A 16,918-nucleotide genomic window follows, 5' to 3' on the forward strand; every position below is an offset into this window, starting at 1 on the left:
GCAAGACTGGCCCCATGTGGAATCCCGACGTCTATCTGACCTTCGCCGACCACCGCGGCAGGCCGTTCTTCGACTTGATGTCGCGGGTGGCGGCCGAATCGCCGCGGCGGGTGGTCGACCTTGGATGCGGTCCGGGAAACCTCACCGTCAGCCTGGCGCAACGCTGGCCTGACGCCACCATCGAGGCTTGGGACAGTTCACCGGAAATGGTGCAGGCGGCGCGTGAACGCGGTGTCGATGCCGATGTGGGCGATGTGGGCGATTGGGTGCCGCAACCGGACACCGACGTCGTGCTGACCAATGCGGTGCTGCATTGGGTGCCTGATCACGCTGAGCTGTTGGTCCGATGGGCCGGTCAGCTGTCAGCCGGAGCCTGGATCGCGATGCAGGTTCCTGGCAACTTCAACGCGCCGTCGCACGAGGCCGTCCGCACGCTCGCCCGCAGTGACCGGTGGTCAGAGTTGTTGCAGGACTTCCCGTTCCGCGAGGGCCAGGTCGACGACGCGGCAGGATATGCCGCGCTGCTCGCCGACGCGGGCTGTCGGGTCGACGCGTGGGAGACGATCTATGTCCACGAGCTCAGCGGCGAGAATCCGGTGCTGCAGTGGATCACGGGAACGGCGCTGACGCCGGTGAAGAGCCGGCTCGACGAGGCACAGTGGCAGCAGTTCCGCGAGGAGCTGATCCCGATGCTCGACGAGGCCTACCCAAAGCGAGCGGACGGCACGACGTTCTTCCCGTTCCGCCGGATATTTGTTGTCGCACAGGTGAAGTGAGCTCAGGTCGGTAGCCCGTCGCGCTCCGCGTCGGCGCGGTAGCGGTCCACCCACACGTCGGAGCGCTGGTCGGCCTGGCGCTCCAGCACCGGCGCTGGCGCCAGGCGGCGGTCCTGCCCAAGCGCTTCGAGGATGTCGCCGACGATCTGGGTGAGGTTTCGCCACAACACCGGATAGGCTACCTCGATGGGTGTGACGTCCTCGTCGTCGAACCAGCCGCGCCAACCCTTGTCCTGTTCCCGCAGCATCGTGACGACGTGGGCGATCGCCCATGCGTGGTACTCGGCGCGGGAGTCGCGTCGTGGGTCGGGGCGTCCACGCCAGACGCGGGTCTGTACGGCGCGCCAGAACGAAACGGCCTGAGAGACAACATCGGGGCGGTGAACGTACACCAGAACCGGGTCACTGCCGACGACTGCGCGAATCGACGCGAGTAGACCGTCGCCCTCACGGTCCGGCAGGCCCGCCGCGCGTTGTCGCAGCAGCGGTGTCTGATTCCACATCAACTTGCCGCCCCAGATCCCGTTCGGCGTGCGACCGACGGTTTGGATGTAGTCACGCCAGATCTCGGGCGGCGCGAGATCCGGCTTGCCTTCGTCCAGCGGATCGAGCAGGCGAAGAATCGACTCGTCCTCCACATCGGCGAACCACTGACGTGGTTGCGGCGACATGCTCGTGGTGGGCAGGTACTGGAAGAACTCCTGCGGCTCTCCCGCTACACCGGTCGCCCGTAGCGATTCGACCAACAGGCGTGCTGCCGCTGCGTTGCGACGCGAGCACCAGGTAGGCCGTTGGATGGGACGACATACGCGTGAGCCTAACTGCATTCGAATTGCCTTGCACGACAAGGCTTTAAGAATCGCAGTGACGAAAACTATTGTCTGGAGCTCTCCTCCTCCTCGATACCTCGTTGGGATGCGATGGCGGAGCGGCTGATCACCGACGGGCCGTGAATTCGCAAATAGGTTTCGGTGTACCGCTGCGCGATTCGGGTACCCGCGAACTCCGACGGGATGACGTCATTGGTCTTGTCGCGCCAGTCGTTGAGCAGCAGCGCGAGGTCGTTCGCGATGGCCTCTGCTTTGTCGGAGGCGTCGGGTCCGAGCAGGTTTCGGACTTCGGTGGGATCGTCCTGCAGGTCGTAGAGTTCGCGCGTAGGGCGCGGCGACTGGGTCAGCGGCGCAACCGCCTGTCCTGGCGCGCTTTCGGCGATGTCCCACGGCAGATCGAGCAGCGGGCGTGCGGCGTAATTCTCGATGTAGCTGTATTCCTTCGTGCGGACGGCTCGGATCGGGTCGAAAGAATCGTGGTACGTCTTGGTGGTATAGACCTCGGTGCGCGCAGGCGCCGTCTGAGCGTGACGCAGGTTGTCGGCGTGCGAGATTCCCTCGACGTCGGCCGGGATGTCCACGCCGAGCAGACCGAGCAGCGTTGGCACCAGATCGACGCCGCTGAACAGTTCGTCGTAGAGCCGTGGGCCGATCGCCGCGTCGCGTGGTGGCCGCACGATCATCGCGATCCCGGTGCCAGCGTCGTACAGAGTGGACTTGGCGCGGGGGAGCGCAGGTCCGTGGTCGGTCATGAACACCACCCAGGTGGTGCGGTCGAGTCCGGTCTCCGCGAGGGTGTCCAACAATCGGCCGACGGCGGCGTCGGCGACGGTGATCGAGCCGTAGAACTCGGCGAGGTCCTGCCGGATGTCAGGTGTGTCGGGCAGGTAATCGGGCACGGTGACCGTCGACGCATCGGACGGTTCGTACCGTTCGCGCGGGTAGGGGCGGTGCGTCTCGAAGAAACCTGCGGTGAGAAGGAATGGCTGGGCAGGTGGGGCGGTGAGCCAATGCGCGGCCCGGTCGACGACGTATTCGCAGTACGAGTTCGATACGTCGAATTCGTCGAAACCGAGCCGCGGCGGATGTGACGTCTCGTGTTGCATGCCGAATAGTGCGGTGTACCAACCGGCTTCGGACAGCAGGTGGGGGAGTGTGCGGATGCCCGTCCGATACTCCCAGCCGTGGTGGGCGAGGCCGACCAACCCGTTGCTCTGCGGGTATCGGCCGGTGAAGAGCGAACCGCGCGATGGAGAGCACAGCGGAGCGGTGGCGTGCGCGTGGGTCAGCAGAAAGCCCTCGACGGCGAGTTGGTCGAGCCGCGGGCTGGATACGTCGTGGTGGCCGTAGACGCCGAGATAGCGGCCCAGATCGTGCCAGTGCACGATCAGCAGGTTGTCTCGTCTCGGTTCGGTCACGCAGCGTCCCTCCGTGGCTTGTCGGTCCACCGAACAGGCCGCCGCGCGGATTCCGCAACCCTTTGACTCAATGCGAGCAAGTTATCCCCAATGGCGGTTTTGTCCACAGGTTGTGTTGAGCTGCTGGTTCGCGGTCGATGGTCCGATTAGTGTCGAACCTATGTTCGATGGACTCGTTGAGGCGGCCACCCACAGCCGCGGTGGCGCGGCGGTAGGGGCGTGGGCGCGGGTGGAGAACGCCGCCTGCGCGCGACGGCTGTTCGCGACCGCCGAGGAGCTCGAACGGATGTGGGCCGCCGACGGCTCTGAGGAGCGGGAGCAGTGGTGTCTGGACAACTGGGGTGCGGTCGCGGCGTCGGTAGCCGCCGCGCAGAACGTCTCTTTGGGGGTGGCCTCGCATCAACTGCTCATCGCCATCGGGTTGCGCGAACGGCTCCCGCGGGTGGGTGAGGTGTTCGCCGCCGGGGCGATCACCTACCGGCTGGTGTCCGCGATCGTGGCCCGCACCCGCCTGATCAGCGATCCCGACACGATGGCCAAAGTCGACACCGAGATCGCCGCCGCGGTCCAAGACTGGGGATCGCTGTCAGCGCACAAGACCGAAACCCAGATCGACTACTGGGTGCATCGCTATGACCCCGCCGCGGTACGGCGCGCCGAACACTCCGCCCGCAACTGCCATGTCGACATCCACGACCCCGACGACGGATCAGGTGTGGTGTTCATCGAGGGCCGGCTCATCGTCACCGACGCCGAGGCCCTCGACCAACGGTTGGACGCCATGGCGCGCACGGTGTGCGAGCGCGATCCGCGCACCCTGGACCAGCGCCGCGCCGCGGCACTCGGCGCGCTCGGGCACAAAGCCGACCGGCTGGCCTGCTTATGTGATCACCCCGACTGCCCGGCAAAAGACGCTCAATCCAGCGCGGTGGTGGTCCATGTGATTGCCCACGAGGAGTCACTGACCGACGACACCCCGGCCCAGTTGGACGGCGAAAAACCGGTGGATCCAGATCGCAAACCGCTCTCGGAGATGACCTGGCGCGAAGCCCTCGCCCCGACACCGTGGACACCGGTCATCGCGGCCACCCCACCGGCGCTGGTCCTGGGTCGCGGGATGCTGCCCGCCCCGCTGTTGGCCGCCAAAATCGCGGGTTCGGCGAAGATCGTCCCGATCGTGCATCCGGGCAACACGCCACCCGAGCCGCGCTATATCCCCTCGGCGGTGTTGGCGACGTTTGTGCGGTGCCGCGATATGACGTGCCGGTTCCCGGGCTGCGATCATCCCGCCTATGGCTGCGATATCGACCACACCATCGCCTACCCGCACGGCCCGACACAGGCCTCGAACCTCAAAGTTCTCTGCCGAAAACACCACTTACTCAAAACCTTCTGGGGCTGGCACGACCAACAGCACCCCGACGGCACCGTCATCTGGACGTGCCCGCAGGGCCAGACCTACACCACCTATCCCGGCAGCCGACTGCTGTTCCCCACCCTGTGCCGCCCCACCGCGCCCGTCCGGGGTCACCGCTCCACCCCGCCCACCACCGACCCAGCGCGCGGGCTGGCCATGCCCCGACGCACCACCACCCGAGCCCAGAACCGCACCCAAGCCATCAACGACGAACGCCGACACAACCAAACACTGATCCACACCGAAGCCGAACAACGCGCCCGCAATCAGCACAACCCAGGCGACAGTCCCGAAAACGACTGCGACAACACCTACTTCCCCACCCGGCCACGACCCCCAAGCGACCACGACCCAGCACCATTCTGAGCGCAACCCCTGCCCTCTCTAGGGGTGGTAGGGCACTCCGACCGCGCGGAAGACGTATTCGGGTGGGGCGTCGAAGGCCAGCGACCGACGGGGTATGCGCGCCAGGATCTCGGGCGGTATCGGTGACTTGTACTGGAGCGAGAGCTCACCTTCGCACCGAGGGTCCACTGCTGCGATGTTGACCTCGAGATGCAGGCCCGTCTCGGTGATGTCGGCGGTCACCGTGCCCGATTGTGGTGCGCTCCAGGGCTGATCGATGGTGCGGCCCGCCAGCTTCGGCACCGTAGACAGCGTGCCGAGGACCCGCTGATTGGTGAGGACCAACGAACCGACATAGCTCGCCACGTTCCCATGAGCGCGCTTGCCGGGGATCTTGCCACTGAATCTTCGAGTGACCGGGACGTACTCGGCCAAATAGATGACCCCCTCCGCCTCTACCTCGGCCCGCAGTTCAGCGGGCAGCCCGCCGATGCGCAACAGCTTGCGCAGAAACACCGCCATAAAGGCACCGTAGCTCAGCCGCGGGGTATGCCGAGCACGCTGTAGACGAACTTCGGCGGGACATCGAACGGCACGTCCGCGACCTCCAGCAGCAGGCCGGACTCCGAAAGCGTGGTACAGCTATCTATATGACTTCCAGGACGCGTTGGCTCCTGGTGAGCGCCGTGGCTGCCGTCGCGGTATACGCACTGATGTGGCTTGGCATCACCTCGGGATGGGCCTGGTTGACGGCCATGGACTCGGCGGCTCTCGACCCCGCCTACCGCTACGGCTCCAAGCATCCGGCCTGGGTGACGGCATGGGACATTTTCTGTACCGTGCTCAGCCCCAACACCTTTCGTCTGGCCGGCCTGGTCGTCGTCATCGTCGCGCTGTGGCGCCGCAATTGGCGGCTCGTGGGTTTCGTCATGCTCACCGCAGGGCTGTCGGGCCCACTGATCGAGCTTACGAAAAACCTCGCCGATCGCCCGCGCCCCCCGACGGCACTGGTATCCGCCTATTCGCAGTCATTTCCTTCCGGTCATGCGCTCGGCTTGATGGTCGGTGTGCTCGTGCTCCTGTCGGTCGTCTGGCCCTTTGTGCGGCCACGGCTGCGGTGGTGGGTGGTCGTGCTGGGCGCGTTGATCGTCGTCACGATCGGCATCGGTCGCGTCGTGCTCAATGTGCACCACCCCTCCGACGTCATCGCCGGATGGGCCTTGGGCTACGCCTATTTCGCCGTCTGTCTAGCGGTACTTCCTCCCTGGGTCAGCGTCACGGCAGCGGACGAAACACGGGAAGAACTCGATATCGAACCTTGAAACTGGCGTCGGTGCATTCGGTGCTGACTTCGCCGTCGTGAGCCAAAATCGTTGAACCGTCTACGGCATTGAACTCGAATTCGGGCACTCGCATCTCGTGATAGAGCGGGCTGCGCACCAATCGGCCCAGCGCCAGTGATACGAGAATGCGCAGCCTGCTGAACTTGCGACCGGTCTCGAGAATGCGGACGTCCATCAAACCGTCGTCCATCCGGGTTCGGCGCGACGGGGCGAACCCGGACGGCAGGTATGTCGAATTGCCAAGGAAGAACAGCGAAGTCTGCAAGTTCTTGTTGTCGTAGCGGATTCGAACGGGCTCATCTCGCCATAGCGTGTGGAACATCGCGTAGATACCAGCGAGCGGCTTGCCGATCTTGTGCTCGAGTTTTTCTCGTGTTTGGACGAACTGCGGATAGGCACCGATGCTCGCGGTGTTGACCACCATGTGTTTCTCGTTGAGGCACACCACGTCGACAAAGGCGACGCTGCCCCGCCGGATCGCCTCGGCCGTCTTGGCCACGGTGTCGCAATCGATGTCCTTCGCGAAGTGATTGAACGTGCCGCCCGGGAAGACCGCCAGGGGTAGCCCGGACTCAATCGCGACGCCTGCGCCACACGACACCGTTCCGTCGCCGCCTCCGACGGCGAGAACCTCGGCCCGGTCGGCCGCGGCGCGCAAGACGACCTCGAGGTCGTCCCCCTCGTCCAACTCGACGATCTCAGCTGCCGGCAGGGCTTCTCGCACCTCCGCCACCACACGTGCACCGGTGCCGCTGCCCGACGCGGGATTGATCACCAGCACGACCCCCTCACCCTCTGGGCGAGCGGGCGTTTCCAGTCGGAGCGGATCCGCGGTCGGAATCTTCGTGGGCACGGTCGGTGGCACGATCCGCGCCCCGACTACAGCGATGGCGGCACCGATGCCGAAGCCGGCGAACACGTCGCCCGGATAGTGCGCGCCGGTCGCCACCCTGGACAGGCCCACCAGCCCTGCCAGCAGGGCGAGTCCGAGTCCGAGCGGCGGGTTCTCGAGGCCCACACCGACCGCGAACGCGGCCGCGCTCGCGGAGTGGCCCGACGGTAGCGAATTCGATGTCGGGACCCGCCTGCTCTGTCTGGCTAGTGGTACCAGCAGGCGACTGGGACGAGGCCGCTTCCAGATCCGCTTGGCGACCTGGTTGGTCACCAGACTGGTCACACCGAGAGTTATGACGCCACGCGCCGCACCACGCCGCGAGGCTCGGTGCCGTGTCGCGGTCAGCCCGGCCGCGATGGCGAACCACAGCTTCGAATGGTCCGCGGCGCGGGTCAGTCGCGGCATCAGCGAATCGAGCAGGGGACTGGGCGACTCGGCGATGGCTTCGAACACCTCGCGGTCCAGCGTCCCGAGGCCCTCTCCGATTTGGCGGATACCTCGATGACGACGAATGGGGAGGAGTTCCATGCCGCTAATCTATCCACGGCCTTGACAAATTATTTTGTCAAGGACAAGGATGGCCCCATGCTCGACGTCGAGGTGATCGCCGACCCCGCCGCGGCGGTCAGCGCACTCGATCCGATCAGGGGCCGACTGCTCGCCGCCCTGACCGAACCGGCATCGGCGGCCACGCTCGCGTCGCGCATGGGCATGGCGCGGCAGAAGGTCAACTACCACCTGCGCGCCCTCGAAGACCACCACCTGGTCACCGAAGCGGGCGAACGACAGTGGGGCGGGCTCAGAGAACGTCTGCTCGTCGCGACGGCGGCCTCCTACGTGGTGTCGCCCGGCGCGCTCGGGCCGGTCGCCTCCGATCCGGGCCGGTCGGACGACCGGCTGTCGGCGAGCTACCTGATCGCGCTGTCGGCGCGTGTCGTGCGCGAGGTCGGCGATCTCTGGCGTACGGCGCGCACCAGCAACAAGCGTCTCCCGACGCTATCGATCGACGCAGTGATCCGGTTCCGCTCTCCCGCCGACCGGACCGCCTTCACCAAAGATCTGTCCGACGCGGTGACGGCGCTGGCGGCCCGCTATCACGACGAATCAGATTCCGACGGACGCAGCTACCGGCTGGTGGTCGCGGCCTATCCGAAGCCGAAGGAGGATGCGTAATGCCTTTGAAGAGAGACGATTCCGGACGCCGATGGGTCGAGATGGAGTTCCTCGTACCCGGCACGCCCGAACAGGTGTGGCAGGCCATCGCAACCGGACCCGGCATGAGTGCGTGGTTCACGACGACACAGATCGAGGAGCGTGTCGGCGGCGCCATCAGCTTCGATTTCGGCGACGAGAACTGCGGCGCGGACGTCTCGTCGGGCAAGGTCACGACCTGGGATCCCCCGGTGCGCCTCGAATACGAGGAATACGGATGGAACGGCGACGCCCCGCCGGTTGCGACCGAGGTGACCGTCACCGCTCGGTCCGGCGACCAGTGCGTCGTCCGCATGGTGCACACCATGGTCACCGACAGGGACGACTGGGACGATGACATCGAGAGCTTCGAAACCGGATGGCCCGGCTTCTTCGAGATCCTCAAGATCTATCTCGCGAACTTCGCTGGAGCGCAGGCTGCGACCATTCGGGCATCGGCCACACACCACGGCGGCGAAAGGCAGGCGTGGTCGAAGATGACCACCGCGCTGAACCTCGGGGCCGCAGATGTCGGCGATCGTGTCGAAATATCCGGTGACGCACCCCGGTTGGCGGGCCGTATCGAGCGCATCCACCAGGACGGGAACTCGCGTGAGGTGATGATGCGGATCGACCAACCGTCGCAGGGGATCGCGGTTGTCGGCGCATGCACGGTCGGGGACGAGGGCCGCGCCATGGCCAGCATCTATCTGTACGGACCCGACGCCACGGACGTGGCGGCAGCCGAACAGCCGAAATGGACAGCTTGGCTGCGTGGCCTCCTCCAAGGTGACCCCGTGAGCACCTAGCATGAGCGGGTGCGTCGACTGCTGATACTGCTCTGCGTGGCATTGCTGCCACTCGCCGGCGCAACCAGCCAGGCTCAGGCCGCACCGTGGTTCGCGCACTACGTCGGCGACGCCACCCAGGTGATTTCCGTTGTCGGAGTGGGCGGTTCGTCAGCCAAAATGGACGTCTACCAGCGGACGGCGGCAGGCTGGCAGCCCGTCGCCGCCGGTATCCCGGCGTTCGTCGGAAGCAGGGGTATGGCGCCGACGACTCGCGAGGGCGAGATGAAGACGCCGATGGGTTTCTTCACCCTCGACTACGCGTTCGGGACCGCGCCCAACCCCGGCGGCGGCCTGCAATACGTCCAGGTCGGCCCGAATCACTGGTGGGACGGCGATGTGAACAGCCCGACTTACAACACCATGCAGATGTGTGAGAAGGCTCAGTGCCCGTTCAGCACGGATCCCCCGACGGAAAACCTCGAGATCCCGCAGTACGTCCACGCCGTGGTGATGGGCGTCAACGACGAACGTGTCCCCGGCAACGGCAGCGCTTTCTTCCTTCACGCCACCGACGGGGGCCCGACCGCGGGTTGCATCGCAATCGACGACGCCAAACTGGTGGAAATCATGCGGTGGCTCAAGCCGGGTGCGCTGATCGCCATCTCGCAGTGACGCTCAAAGGTTGATTGCCCGACCGGCTTTCACCTTGAAGTTGAGATTCTCCGTCGACATCGAGGCATCGTAGGTCCGGTCGTATCCGGTCTCGCTGATACGCCAGCCGTCGCCGGTTCGCCGGTACTTGTCGTGATAGAACCCCGCGCCGATCAACATGAAATTGAAATCCGGTGCGATCACTCGGTCCTGCAGGTACCACGTGGCCGTCGCCTCGTCGCCGTCCACGACGATCTCCGGATGGTTGACGCGGTGCTCGGTGATGATCTCGGGCCCGAGAGAGTTGCGCATGAACGTGACCAACTCGTCGCGATTGGTGAAGTGGTGCTCCTCGCCGATCGATTCGCCGTACCGGCCGATCACGTCCTCGGTGAGCATATCGGCGAACTCGTCCCAGTGCTTGGTGTCGAGCGCGCGAAGGTACCGGTATTTGACTTGCTTGATGTCGTCGATGTCACCCATGGCCGACATTGCAGCACACCGGCCAACACTGCGCACCAAAACCGTGTCGGTGGAACGCCGTTGGTACGGAGTGTCTAACGGATATCAGCAGGTGGGGACGCTAGGGTGTGGTCCGTTATGAGCGACCCGTTGGGGTTGTCGATCGGGACGACGAACTTGGTCGCAGTGCGCGTCGGCAATCAACCTGTGACACACCGTGCCGCGGTGACCCTCGGCGACGGCTCCGTGCTGGACGGATTCGTCGAGCGGGTAGGCGACCCGGTCCCGTTGGTCGCCCAGGACGGTTCGACGCATCGGGCCGAACAGCTCTTGGTTCAGGCGCTGGGCAATATGGTCCGCGCGACCGGCGGGCAACCGTCGTCCGACGTGGCGGTCGCCGTACCTGCCCACTGGGGGATGGCCACGCTGCGCAGTCTGCGCAACGCGCTGCGCGCCGATCCGAACCTGTCACCGAACGGCATGCCCGCGCGGCTGGTGTCCGATGCGATCACGGCCCTGACGGCGCTGCAGACCAATCCGGGACTGCCGGCGCAGGGCATCATTGCGCTGCTCGACTTCGGGGGCAGCGGAACGAGCATCACGTTGGCGGACGCGGCCGCATCATTCGAGCCAATCGACGAGACCACCAGGTACACCGATTTCGCAGGTGACCAGATCGATCAGGTTCTGCTGAGCCACATCGTCAACGGCATTGCGGGCAACGGCGGTATCGATCCGGCCGCCACGGCCGCGGTGGGCTCGCTGAGTCGGCTGCGGGAGGAATGCCGCAGCGCCAAGGAACGGCTGTCGACGGATGCAACGACGGAGATCGTCGCCGAACTTCCCAATTATCGGTCGACAATCGCATTGACCCGCAATGAGTTGGAGTCGCTGATCGCGGCCCCGCTCGACAGCATGCTCGCTGAGCTGGAAAATACGTTGGAACGCAACGGCATTGGCTGGCCCAGCATCGCCGCCGTCGTCACGGTGGGTGGCGGTGCGAGCATTCCTCTTATTGCACAACGCCTTTCGCAGCTCACAGACACCCAATTGATCACGACACGGCAGCCGGCTCTCGACGCGGCGGTGGGAGCGGCCCTGTTCGCGGCCTATGGCTCCGCAGCCGGGGCCCAGACCGGTATGGCCCCGGTGATCGCAGACGCACCAACGGGTTTGGCGCCCGCCGCGTCCAGCATCGACGCGCCCGCAACGGAAACCGCGAATGCGTTGGCGTGGTCGCAGGATGACGACATCGGCGACGAGCCCGTCCCGTACACCGGCGAAAACCGCTACGAGAGCCCGTACGAGGCGGACGCCCTCTCGATGCGCCAACCCGTGCAGTACGTGCCATCGACCGGCCCGATCGACAAACCGCGCACGTGGCAGCGGTTGCCGCAGTTGGTGATCGGACTGGCAGCCGCGGTGGCGTTGATCGCCGTCGGTGGCGTGGCGATCGCGTTGACGAGCGTGACCGACAGCAGCAGCAAGACCGATCCGCCCAGCACCGCCAGCCCGCCGAAACCTACGAACGCCGAACCGCCGCCGCCGGCGACCGCCGAGCAACCGGCCAGCTTAGCGCCGCCGCCACCGGAAACCGTCACCGTCGCTCCCGAGTCTCCGCCGCCCACGCAGGAGACGGTCACGACGTACGTGACCACCACACCGCCGCCGACGACAACGCCGCCCACGACCACGACGACAACCACCACGACGACAACCACGACGACCACCACGACGACGTCGCCGACGACTACGACGACCACCACCACGACACCCGCGATGACGACAACCCACATAACGGTGCCGTTCGTACCGGTGCCGATTCCAATTCAGGTGCCGAACAACCCGTTTCAGCCGCCCGCACCCTAGGAGTCAGCGCGTCGGATACTGGTACTGCGGTTCGTGGAACCGGTTGATGATCGGAATGCGCTCGATGATCCGATCCCGCAGCCGCGGCTGCGGAGCCACGGGCGGTACATACACCGGCGGCGGCGCATAGGTCGGTATGGGTGCCTGTGCCGGCGGGGGCACGTATGCGGGCGCGGCCGGCGGCACGAATTCCGGAACCGGCGGGGCGGCCACCACGATGGTCTGTGCCACCACGGGGCGGGCCGCTTGTAGAGATGCGGTGAGCTTGGAGACTTTGTTCGCGGGTTGGGTACCCGGTGGCGGCGGCACCTCGGCCGTGGGCTCGGGGTTGGCGGCGGCCGACTGTTCGGGTGCCGACGGTGTGAGGCTCAGCCCGAGCGCGACGGACAGCGATACGACGAACGTGACGGCGGCCGCGACGAGTACCGCGGTCAAGGCGCGGACCCGCGGCGGCGCGTGCGATCCGACCATCTCCAGGCCGTTCACGGCGCGCGCGGATGCCAGCGCGGCACCTCGAGCGAGCGCGAGATCGGCCTCGGTTGCCGAGAAGACCGGTGCGTCGGTGACGTCCTCGAGCGTCGACTTGATGAGGTCGAGGTCGTCGGCCGAGCCCACTACGAAAATCGCATCGGGATGCCAGTCGTCGAGCTCCAGCATCGTCATCACCGAACTCGGCAGCTCCACCACATCGGAACCGTCCGGCGGTCGGCCGAGACGGTCGACGGTCACGCCGTCGGCGTCGACGATCGCGACGACCGCCGCATCGGGTTCGACGATGCAGACAGCGACGTCGTCGTACTCGGTGATGCCTGCGATACCGGCGGCCAGAACGTCGCCCGCCTCGAGTTCCGAAACCGCGATGACGTTCTCGCGGCCCCTGGCCCGCAGCGCTTCCAGCACCCCGGATGCCGCGTCCTCTGCTTCGTTGGTCCAGGTGAGGCCGATGGCGTGCATCCGATTGTCGGCCTCATCGACCAGCAGCACATCCAGCAGATCATCCGGATCGACAGCGTCGTCCAGGTCGAACGCGCCGCGGCTGATCGTCGCGCCTTCGCCTGTCGTGCCCTCGGCGAGCACCCAGCGCACGGCCGCCGATGTCATCGAAACGCCGAGCACGAGGTCCATGGCCACCCCCGATCTGGGCCCTCGATCTAGCTTGAACTCGATGTCGAGGGTACCGCTGCGCGGAAAATGTGGTGGTCGGACCGCCCAGGATCGACCGGATCAGACCTGGATCTTCGTCAGGTCCGTCCGCATCAACCTCACCTGGTAGTCGTTGTAGGTCGACAGATTCCAGTAGAGGTAGTGCTCCTCGGATTCGGGCAGGTTCTCCGTGCCCGACCATGGGTGGATGTACGGCGCATAGAGGCTCGGCACTCTTTGTGCCGTTACCAGGACAGTGGGCTCCGACCACGTGCCCTGCGGCGAGTCCGCAGTACGCATCACGATGTTGTTGCTCGAATCGCCGTAAAGCATCACGTATTTGTCGAGGTAGGGGTTGTACTGCACCGACATCTCACTCGCGGTCGGGTACGTCGTCCTCTTGAAGAATCCGAAGAAGCTGGTCGTCTTGCCGGGCAGGATCGGCTTGGCGGCCGAGGGCTTGTTGGCGACCCACTTCGTCCCGTCCCAGTACTCGTACTTCGTCGTATCGGCGATCTGCGTCTCCTGGACGCGCGACAGGTAGATCGTGCCCCCGCGCCCGGACGGGGTTCCGTACGCGTAGACCCAGCCCTGCTCGGCCTCCGGCGAACCCTCGGGCGGCTTGACGAACGCCATCTGCTGGAAATTCTCGTTGCCGGAAACGTAGGGCACCGTCGCCCGGAACCAGGCCGCCGTGCGGATGCTCGTCGGCGCGATTCGCCACGTCTGGCCGTTGTCGTCGGAGTACGCGATCCCCGAGTAGTTCGTCGTCCACCGGCCGGGGCTGTCCCACGACCGGACGGACATGAAACTCATGTACTGGCGTGCGCCGTAGGCGTTGTCGTACGGAACCGACACCCCCGCGGTCGGGATGATCGTGACCTCGGGCCCTTTGGCATACGGCGGATGCACCGGCTGGCCGGGGCTGGGCAGGATCGGGTCAGACCAGTTCGGATTCTCCATCGGTGAGCCGCTGAAGATGTCGTACGGCGTGCCATTGGGCACGTACAAACCGTTGTTCAGCACATCGTCCGCACTGCGGAACAGCGTGTTGAACCGCCACACACCGGTACGTACCGGGTTGGCACTGCTGAAGGTGTCGCCGAACGCGATGAGGATCTGGTGTTCGTCGACTGCGGTCGTCGGATCATCCTCGATTCCGTTGTCCCACATGATGCCGAGGTCGGTGCCGCCGATACCGAAGCGGTTGATGGTGTTGTTCAGGTTGCCCGCACCGGTCACGAACTCGATGAAATCCGTGTTGCCGCTCACGGCTACCGGTGTCCTGGTGGTCCCCGGGTAGGTCGGCGCCACAGCGGCCGTGGCCATCTCCGGCGCCGTCAACGTGGCAACCGATGACGTGCCAACGGTCTTGGTCTGGGCCGTGACCGGCTGGGTGAACTCGCGACGCGACCCCAGAGCGAGCAGCGCCATCGCGAACGGAGACCACAGCGGAGTGCTGGGTGCACCGGATGCCAATGCCCCGATTCCGAGGCTGGACAACAGGTTGACCACCACGCGTTGCAGTAGCGGCTGTTCAAAAGTGGCGGTGACCGGCGACGCCATCGTCACGGCGGCGAGATTCTCGGTGGGCTCGGCGTTCAGGGTGAACGAGGTGAAGACGGAGTTCTCGTCGACGGTGCTTCGTTCGACCGCGCCTTCGACAGTGTTCGATTCCCCGACGTTCAGAGCGGTCGTGTCGGTGACGTTGAGCGTGCGGGCCGTGAGGTTGGTCGCCGTCACCGCCGCGGTCTCATTGAAGCGCGCCTGCTGCTCTGCCGCGGAGCGGTTGCCGCCCGTGACGGTCCGTTCGTTGTTCGTCGGCTGCGGCGTCGTCTCCTCGGCCGGGGGCGCGGGCTCCGGTTTGGGCGCGGCTTCCGGTCCGGGGACGATCGGCGGGTTCTCGTCGAGCTTGACGTCGTCGAGCTTGATGTCGTCGAGCTTGATGTCGTCGAGTTCGGTGTCGTCGAGTTCGGTGTCGTCGAGTTCGGTCTCGTCGGCGTTGGTGGCGACGCCGTTGACCGAAGTGGCCGGCGATGTTCCCAGCGAAGCTCCCGGTGTCACTCCTGGTGACGGCGCACCTGGAGTGGGCGAGTCAGGCGACGGCGAATTCGGCGAGATCCCCGTTGGACCGGAATTCACGCCCGTGGACGTCGATGACTCCGATGTCGACGAAGACTCCGATGTCGACGAACCCGACTCGTCATCGGCCCACGCCACCCCATGCCCCGTCGCGACGGCCGCTCCGACCCCCAGAGCTACAGCCAATCCGCCGACGCGGCCAATATGTGCAGATGCACCCATTACTTTTCCCTCGATTGATGCATCCCCGACTTGGGAGAAGAATGTCACATCTGTCCCACTAATTGACGCAGATTCACCCAATTTGCGTTGCTGGGTTCCGAACGATCCGCGAAATCCTCAAATATCCAGCACGCACTCGTGATTGCCGTCGGTCGATGGCGTTGCCAGATATTTGCGTCGGCAAATTTTCAGAAGGCGTTGGGATCGTTCTGAACGGATACGGGAACCGGATGCTGATAGAGCCGGGCGGCGTTCTCCCACGTCACTTTCCTGATGATCGCGTCGGGTAAACCGCTGATCTGCTCGTGAATCGTCTGTTGGGTGTGCGGCCACGTGGAGTCGCAGTGTGGGTAGTCCGCCTCGAGCAGGATGTTGTCCTCGCCGATCCGCTCGTGCTGGACGAACGACGACTGATCTTCGACGGCGCAGAACCAGAAGTTGCGCTTGAAGACCTCCGTGGGCGTCAGTGTCTCGCCGAGCGTCTTCCACGTCCCGTACATCTCGTGATAGCTCAGCATGTGGTCGAGCCGGTCGAGCAGGCCCGCCACCCATCCGATGCCGCCTTCGGAGAGGCAGATCTTCAGATCGGGGTACCGAGTACACATGCCGGAGTACAGCCAGTCGACCGCCGCCGAGATCGCATACGCGAAGAACAGCACCCCCTGTACATCAGGTGGTGCGTCGGCGGTGGTCGACGGAGACGTGCCCGACGAACCGATATGCAGATTCACCACCGTCTGAGTGTCTGCGCACGCCGCCATCAGCGGCTCCCAGTAACCCGAGTGGATCGTCGGGAGTCCGAGCATCGCCGGGTTCTCGCTGAACGACACCGCGTGATATCCGCGCTCGGCATTCTCGTAGATCATCTTCGCGCCGACCTCGGGATCGAGTAGCCACGGCAACTGACACGGGATGATCCGGTCGGGATAGGCGCCCGCCCATGCCTCGATGTGCCAGTCGTTCCATGCCCGCACCGACGCCATCGCGAGGTCGCGGTCAGTGGTGACCTGCTGCAGTCGCTGGCCCGCGAACCCGGGCAGGAACGAGGGAAAGTTCAACGACGCGTAGACGCCGTTGAGATCCATGTCTTTGACGCGAGCATGGATATCCCATGCGCCGCGGCGCATTTCGTCGAACCGGGCAGGCTCGAACCCGTACTCGGAAACCGGTCGCCCGACCACCGCGTTGAAGCCCACGTTCGGCAGTGAGTTGCCGTCGTACATCCAGGTCTGACCGCCGTCATCGGTGTCGACGACCCGTGGGGCGCGGTCGGCGAACTTGCGCGGCACCCGGCCCTCGAAGGTGTCGGGCGGTTCGACGATGTGGTCGTCGACGGAAATCACGGTGTAACGCCGTTCTGCCCGTTCGGGTTCGGGCAGAAACGTGACGGTGCGGTCGGCGCCCGTCTTGGCCGTGGTGAAGTTGAGATTGGCCGCCATGTCGTCGATGGAAGTCATGGGCGATCCTCGATTCGTGTCATCGG

General features: G+C 65.4%; 14 protein-coding genes and 1 pseudogene. 7 read left to right on the forward strand and 8 right to left on the reverse strand.

From position 1 onward, the window contains the following. The first annotated feature begins 14 nt into the window (after positions 1-14). Positions 15-776, forward strand: a complete 762-nt coding sequence (locus G6N36_RS23340; RefSeq protein WP_163689167.1) for a trans-aconitate 2-methyltransferase — start codon at positions 15-17, stop codon at positions 774-776. A 2-nt stretch (positions 777-778) separates the two neighbouring features. Here the strand turns inward: G6N36_RS23340 and stf0 are convergent. Further along, positions 779-1,583, reverse strand: a pseudogene (stf0, locus tag G6N36_RS23345) (trehalose 2-sulfotransferase). 67 nt (positions 1,584-1,650) lie between these two features. Further along, complete coding sequence (locus G6N36_RS23350; protein ID WP_163689168.1) at positions 1,651-3,024, reverse strand: sulfatase family protein; 1,374 nt, start codon at positions 3,022-3,024, stop codon at positions 1,651-1,653. Positions 3,025-3,184: 160 nt separating this feature from the next. Between G6N36_RS23350 and G6N36_RS23355 the strand changes: the two genes are divergently transcribed. After that, positions 3,185-4,807: an HNH endonuclease signature motif containing protein gene (locus G6N36_RS23355; protein ID WP_163689169.1), complete on the forward strand. Its 1,623-nt coding sequence runs from the start codon at positions 3,185-3,187 to the stop codon at positions 4,805-4,807. Positions 4,808-4,825: 18 nt separating this feature from the next. Here the strand turns inward: G6N36_RS23355 and G6N36_RS23360 are convergent, their stop codons facing one another. Beyond that, on the reverse strand, positions 4,826-5,308 hold the full coding sequence (locus G6N36_RS23360; protein ID WP_163689170.1) for a hypothetical protein: 483 nt from the start codon (positions 5,306-5,308) through the stop codon (positions 4,826-4,828). A gap of 128 nt (positions 5,309-5,436) precedes the next feature. On the opposite strand from G6N36_RS23360, the gene G6N36_RS23365 reads away from it, so the two are divergent. Next, positions 5,437-6,108: a phosphatase PAP2 family protein gene (locus G6N36_RS23365; RefSeq protein WP_163689171.1), complete on the forward strand. Its 672-nt coding sequence runs from the start codon at positions 5,437-5,439 to the stop codon at positions 6,106-6,108. Here the strand turns inward: G6N36_RS23365 and G6N36_RS23370 are convergent. After that, on the reverse strand, positions 6,062-7,552 hold the full coding sequence (locus G6N36_RS23370; protein ID WP_163689172.1) for a bifunctional phosphatase PAP2/diacylglycerol kinase family protein: 1,491 nt from the start codon (positions 7,550-7,552) through the stop codon (positions 6,062-6,064). The genes G6N36_RS23365 and G6N36_RS23370 overlap by 47 nt on opposite strands. A 57-nt stretch (positions 7,553-7,609) precedes the next feature. Here G6N36_RS23370 and G6N36_RS23375 point away from each other — a divergent pair, with 57 nt between their 5' ends. Genes G6N36_RS23375 through G6N36_RS23385 form a run of 3 tightly spaced genes read left to right on the forward strand, consistent with a single transcriptional unit; the run spans position 7,610 to position 9,678 of the window. Then, a complete protein-coding gene (locus tag G6N36_RS23375) occupies positions 7,610-8,197 on the forward strand; it encodes an ArsR/SmtB family transcription factor (protein WP_163689173.1) in 588 nt (195 codons plus the stop codon). Continuing rightward, positions 8,197-9,024 (forward strand): SRPBCC family protein, encoded by an 828-nt coding sequence (locus tag G6N36_RS23380; protein WP_179964851.1) that lies wholly within the window; start codon positions 8,197-8,199, stop codon positions 9,022-9,024. Before G6N36_RS23375 ends, G6N36_RS23380 begins: the two co-directional genes overlap by 1 nt. 9 nt (positions 9,025-9,033) lie before the next feature. After that, positions 9,034-9,678: a L,D-transpeptidase family protein gene (locus G6N36_RS23385; RefSeq protein WP_163689174.1), complete on the forward strand. Its 645-nt coding sequence runs from the start codon at positions 9,034-9,036 to the stop codon at positions 9,676-9,678. Positions 9,679-9,681: 3 nt separating this feature from the next. Here the strand turns inward: G6N36_RS23385 and G6N36_RS23390 are convergent, their stop codons facing one another. Continuing rightward, a complete protein-coding gene (locus tag G6N36_RS23390; RefSeq protein WP_170311139.1) occupies positions 9,682-10,140 on the reverse strand; it encodes a nuclear transport factor 2 family protein in 459 nt (152 codons plus the stop codon). A 117-nt stretch (positions 10,141-10,257) separates the two neighbouring features. Here G6N36_RS23390 and G6N36_RS23395 point away from each other — a divergent pair, with 117 nt between their 5' ends. Then, the gene (locus G6N36_RS23395; RefSeq protein ID WP_163689176.1) at positions 10,258-11,988 is read left to right on the forward strand and encodes an Hsp70 family protein; all 1,731 of its coding nucleotides are present in this window, start codon (positions 10,258-10,260) and stop codon (positions 11,986-11,988) included. Positions 11,989-11,991: 3 nt separating this feature from the next. Here the strand turns inward: G6N36_RS23395 and G6N36_RS23400 are convergent, their stop codons facing one another. From G6N36_RS23400 to G6N36_RS23410, 3 genes are all read right to left on the reverse strand, one after another. Further along, positions 11,992-13,113, reverse strand: coding sequence for a DUF7159 family protein (locus tag G6N36_RS23400; protein WP_163689177.1), 1,122 nt, complete (start codon positions 13,111-13,113; stop codon positions 11,992-11,994). Positions 13,114-13,212: 99 nt separating this feature from the next. After that, positions 13,213-15,435: a glycoside hydrolase family 183 protein gene (locus G6N36_RS23405; protein WP_163689178.1), complete on the reverse strand. Its 2,223-nt coding sequence runs from the start codon at positions 15,433-15,435 to the stop codon at positions 13,213-13,215. A 188-nt stretch (positions 15,436-15,623) separates the two neighbouring features. Beyond that, positions 15,624-16,892 carry an amidohydrolase family protein gene (locus G6N36_RS23410; protein WP_163689179.1) on the reverse strand — a complete coding sequence of 423 codons (1,269 nt, stop codon included), beginning with the start codon at positions 16,890-16,892 and terminating at the stop codon, positions 15,624-15,626. Positions 16,893-16,918: the final 26 nt, after the last annotated feature.

Source organism: Mycolicibacterium gadium (assembly GCF_010728925.1).
GTDB lineage: Bacteria > Actinomycetota > Actinomycetes > Mycobacteriales > Mycobacteriaceae > Mycobacterium > Mycobacterium gadium.

What these genes read in the sequence shown, in the direction of transcription:
- G6N36_RS23340 (WP_163689167.1), top strand. Translation starts at nt 15, where the DNA reads ATGTGGAATCCCGACGTCTATCTGACCTTCGCCGACCACCGCGGCAGG.
- G6N36_RS23360 (WP_163689170.1), bottom strand. Translation starts at nt 5,308, where the DNA reads ATGGCGGTGTTTCTGCGCAAGCTGTTGCGCATCGGCGGGCTGCCCGCT.
- G6N36_RS23370 (WP_163689172.1), bottom strand. Translation starts at nt 7,552, where the DNA reads ATGGAACTCCTCCCCATTCGTCGTCATCGAGGTATCCGCCAAATCGGA.
- G6N36_RS23365 (WP_163689171.1), top strand. Translation starts at nt 5,437, where the DNA reads ATGACTTCCAGGACGCGTTGGCTCCTGGTGAGCGCCGTGGCTGCCGTC.
- G6N36_RS23355 (WP_163689169.1), top strand. Translation starts at nt 3,185, where the DNA reads ATGTTCGATGGACTCGTTGAGGCGGCCACCCACAGCCGCGGTGGCGCG.
- G6N36_RS23405 (WP_163689178.1), bottom strand. Translation starts at nt 15,435, where the DNA reads ATGGGTGCATCTGCACATATTGGCCGCGTCGGCGGATTGGCTGTAGCT.
- G6N36_RS23410 (WP_163689179.1), bottom strand. Translation starts at nt 16,892, where the DNA reads ATGACTTCCATCGACGACATGGCGGCCAATCTCAACTTCACCACGGCC.
- G6N36_RS23395 (WP_163689176.1), top strand. Translation starts at nt 10,258, where the DNA reads ATGAGCGACCCGTTGGGGTTGTCGATCGGGACGACGAACTTGGTCGCA.
- G6N36_RS23380 (WP_179964851.1), top strand. Translation starts at nt 8,197, where the DNA reads ATGCCTTTGAAGAGAGACGATTCCGGACGCCGATGGGTCGAGATGGAG.
- G6N36_RS23375 (WP_163689173.1), top strand. Translation starts at nt 7,610, where the DNA reads ATGCTCGACGTCGAGGTGATCGCCGACCCCGCCGCGGCGGTCAGCGCA.
- G6N36_RS23390 (WP_170311139.1), bottom strand. Translation starts at nt 10,140, where the DNA reads ATGGGTGACATCGACGACATCAAGCAAGTCAAATACCGGTACCTTCGC.
- G6N36_RS23400 (WP_163689177.1), bottom strand. Translation starts at nt 13,113, where the DNA reads ATGGACCTCGTGCTCGGCGTTTCGATGACATCGGCGGCCGTGCGCTGG.